Consider the following 3236-nt stretch of genomic DNA (forward strand, 5'->3'; position numbering starts at 1 on the left):
TCGACGATCACCGTCGAGCTGGACGGCCAGGTCCGGGTCATCAAGCGCACCACCGACGTCCCGGTCCGCAACGTCAAAGCGAACAAACCCCGAGAAGTGAACCGGAAGACCCACCCGCCGCAGCCGTCCTCCGCTGACGTTGCCGTCAGCGTTGCCGTCAAGGACTCGGGGCTCTGCTGACAGTCAGCAGGGCCCCGAGCTTCTGTTACCACCGGAATGGAAGCGCTCTTTGCGCTCTGGCACACCACAAGAAGAATGCAGTGGCACGTCAGGAGTTCGCGCGCGCCCCGTTCCATGCGCTCTCGAACTCTTCCGGAGTAATCACCTCGGCAGTGAACTCCGACTGGCTGGCGATTTCCTCCAGAGGTGGGAACGGGATTTCCGAGAGGCCGACAGTTGCAGTTTCGGAACTCTCATCTGCCCATTCGGATCTACCATCCCGGTAGAACTGCACCTTCCGGGTTTCGTAACCATCGTCGCCAAGCTCGCTGAGATAGAGCACAGGATCATCAGCGAAGTCGTGATCCCATGCGACCTTGACGTACCTCACCTCTAGTTCCTTCCAGAGCCAACGATGCGACCGGTTAGATCGAGTGGCCCGCTGTTTGGGATCACGAACACCCCTGGCCTACCTTCGACCACGTCTAGTCCTCTGACGTCGATTTCGATGTAGTGAGTGAACTTACGTCCGGCCCATGGGACCCGCAAGAAGGCCGCCGAGAGCTGCCCGAGCGTCTTCGTCCCCGGCCGGATATCCGTCAGGTACTGGCCATCTCCGTAGCGAGCATCCTTCGGATTGTTCGCCTTCAGGGACGGCCTCATCTCGCCACTCGAAATGATTCCGTCATGCCCCGCTTCATTCGTGTAGTGGTAGAGACTCTGCGGCCCATCAGAAGCAGCCTTTGCAGCCTCACCACAGTTATGAACGAGAACCGGCGTAGCCCCCGCCAGCACATAGTACGTGTGGAGGGCAGGGGTCCGTCACCTGCAATTTCGCTGGTCAGGGCGGGAGTTGACAGCAAATCGGTGTTCGTGCTTGTCCGCTGGAATCCGTGGTTGTTGCCGTCAGCGTTGCCGTCAGACCGCGATCACATTCCCGGGCCTATTCCTCGCCGAGGATGCGAAGCCCGTGCTTCTCCTGGAAGTACCGGTAGTCCTTGAGATTCAGGGTCGCCAGCGGGAGATCGTGGGTGAGGCAGGTGGCGGCGATCCACATGTCGTTGTTCGGCTGCGGACGCCCGGCCTTGTGCCCGGCTGCGGCAAGCCTGCCCCAGGTAACAGCAACGGCTTCATCGCCGATGAGAACGGGGATGCCGACAAGCCAGTCGGCCAGCTCCTGCCGACGCCGACCGCCCCAGTCGCGGACCTCGGTCCACTTGGTCAGCTCGCCGTACGTGACGAAGGTGATCAGCGGGCGGCGGCCGATCAACCGGGACCCGAGTGGGTCGGTGAGGGTTCCCTTGTGCAGGCGTGAGGCGACGTCGGTGTCCAGGATGACGGGCTGCAGCGTCACAGTGGGCACCTCAGGCCAGATCGCGGCGGCGCTCGGCGTAGGTGAAGGCGATGAACTCCTCCACCTCCTCGTCCGACTCGAAGGTGTCGGCCTTCAGGTCGTCGAGCGACTTGATCGGCTGCACGTTCTTCGCCGCGAGGAGCTCCTCCACGGACACGCGGGGCCGCAGGGCTGGATAGATCGGATACTCGGTTTCCGCTGCGCCCATCGCTCAGCCCTCCCGTTCGCCGTGCTCCCCGCGCACGGGGACTCCACGGCCAAGTCTGGCACGCTGCCGCTCCGGTTGTCCTGGCTCTTTGACCTCCCGATTTCTGCTCCTGTCACTGGTGCTCGCGGGGGTTGGGGGGACCTTGGGCCGGGGTCCAGGCTGGTGTGGGGCCGGTCGTGTTCCGGGGGCCATACGCTCGCCCGCGAACGGGGTGGGGCTTGTCCCCTGCCCGTGTTTCCGCCCCGTGGCCCCCGGAATGCGGCCGGCGCGGGACCCGCACCTGACGGGTGGCTCAAGGTGCCCTCGACCCCCGCCCCGGCCACCGACACCCTGCCCGGGTACGTCCTCGGGTCTGGTTGCGGTGTGCTGCCCGGAAGTTCCCTGCTGCGTCCGGCTGCGCCTTCAGCGTCAGGCCATCGACACCCTCAGCAGCGCGCTCACTGGCCCGACGAGCGCTGAGGCAGCCCTCGACGGCAGCGACAAGCAGCCGCGCCGCCCTGGATCGGCCCTGTCCGCTGACGTTGCCGTCAACTGGTCGGTTAGCTCGTCCAGCAGTAAATACCCTCCTGGGGTTCTCGTTCCTGCCGAGTCAGCTCGACAAGTGCACGCAGAATACCCAAAGAGACGGGTAGGTCGATCTCCATTCCGCTCTCCGCTTTCTCGTTGACCCACCACTGAGCCAGCTCTTCGATCTGAGAGGTTGACGAGGAGCTGAACGCATCCAAGAGCGAATCGGACAGCAAGAAAACTGCGGGGCCGCCATCACTTTCCGCGACGACCTCTGGGATGTCTTCCTCAACGAGTGCTTCGAATGAACGTCCGGTGAAGTGGGACTCCCAGTCCAAAAGGGCTTCCTCGGCATCAAAATTGCCGAATGAGATCACGCGAAATGATGCATCTGGACCGGAGTTCAACGCGTCGAGCGCATCCACCTTTGTTGCCGCAAAGAATTTCACAATACTACTCACGATGCACCCTTTCATCGGTCAATAGAAAAATGCCCCACAGGAAACAGCTGGGCCGCCCGCCTGGTACTTTCGGGCGGGCGACCCAACCGTGATCATCCCGTCATGCGAGAACTACGGGACCTGTGGCATCCTCTTGCATTCACTGCCAGAGGATGCCCACTCCTGGACCATACTTAGGCCCGTAGTCAAATGCATGCTGTCCCCACATGCGCGCAGTTGTCAGATCGTACCAGCCGACACCTGGAACGCTTGTCCCCGTATTGACCCAGTCTGGACCTGGCATACCGCCAGGGGTGGAGAAGAGCTCACTCAGGGCCGAGTCATTGTCGGCCAGCGTCTTCACTCGGGCATCGAGGATGTTGCCCTTAATGGTATTGGCTCGGCTCGGCCTACGCGCGATCCGCGTAGGGTCTTTCGAACCCGATGGTGCCCGAATTCCATTCAGATAGAGCTGCAGGGCGATTTCAAAGTCGGGTGATCTTGTAGGTATGCAGGTCGCGGTGGTGTGACGATGTCCGGTGGGTGCGCGACGTACGCAACGAAGCTC

The 3236-nt window shown here is 62.3% G+C and carries 6 protein-coding genes; 1 reads left to right on the forward strand and 5 read right to left on the reverse strand.

The window, feature by feature from the left end; genetic code table 11:
• The coding region (locus tag AB0M62_RS34720) for a hypothetical protein (protein ID WP_366078315.1) at positions 1-180 on the forward strand (180 nt) is incomplete at its 5' end.
• A gap of 88 nt (positions 181-268) precedes the next feature.
• On the opposite strand, the gene AB0M62_RS34725 is transcribed toward AB0M62_RS34720, so the two are convergent.
• The 5 genes from AB0M62_RS34725 to AB0M62_RS34745 all read right to left on the reverse strand — a co-directional run bounded on the left by AB0M62_RS34725 (position 269) and on the right by AB0M62_RS34745 (position 2689).
• Complete coding sequence (locus AB0M62_RS34725; protein WP_356549236.1) at positions 269-550, reverse strand: hypothetical protein; 282 nt, start codon at positions 548-550, stop codon at positions 269-271.
• Between the two features lie 2 nt (positions 551-552).
• Complete coding sequence (locus tag AB0M62_RS34730; RefSeq protein WP_366078316.1) at positions 553-954, reverse strand: HYD1 signature containing ADP-ribosyltransferase family protein; 402 nt, start codon at positions 952-954, stop codon at positions 553-555.
• 148 nt (positions 955-1102) lie between these two features.
• Positions 1103-1513 carry a type II toxin-antitoxin system VapC family toxin gene (locus tag AB0M62_RS34735; RefSeq protein ID WP_366078317.1) on the reverse strand — a complete coding sequence of 137 codons (411 nt, stop codon included), beginning with the start codon at positions 1511-1513 and terminating at the stop codon, positions 1103-1105.
• A gap of 10 nt (positions 1514-1523) precedes the next feature.
• Positions 1524-1721 carry a hypothetical protein gene (locus AB0M62_RS34740; RefSeq protein WP_366078318.1) on the reverse strand — a complete coding sequence of 66 codons (198 nt, stop codon included), beginning with the start codon at positions 1719-1721 and terminating at the stop codon, positions 1524-1526.
• Between the two features lie 539 nt (positions 1722-2260).
• Positions 2261-2689 (reverse strand): hypothetical protein, encoded by a 429-nt coding sequence (locus tag AB0M62_RS34745; RefSeq protein WP_366078319.1) that lies wholly within the window; start codon positions 2687-2689, stop codon positions 2261-2263.
• Positions 2690-3236: the final 547 nt, after the last annotated feature.

The organism is Streptomyces sp. NPDC051219 (assembly GCF_040682335.1).
Classification (GTDB): domain Bacteria; phylum Actinomycetota; class Actinomycetes; order Streptomycetales; family Streptomycetaceae; genus Streptomyces.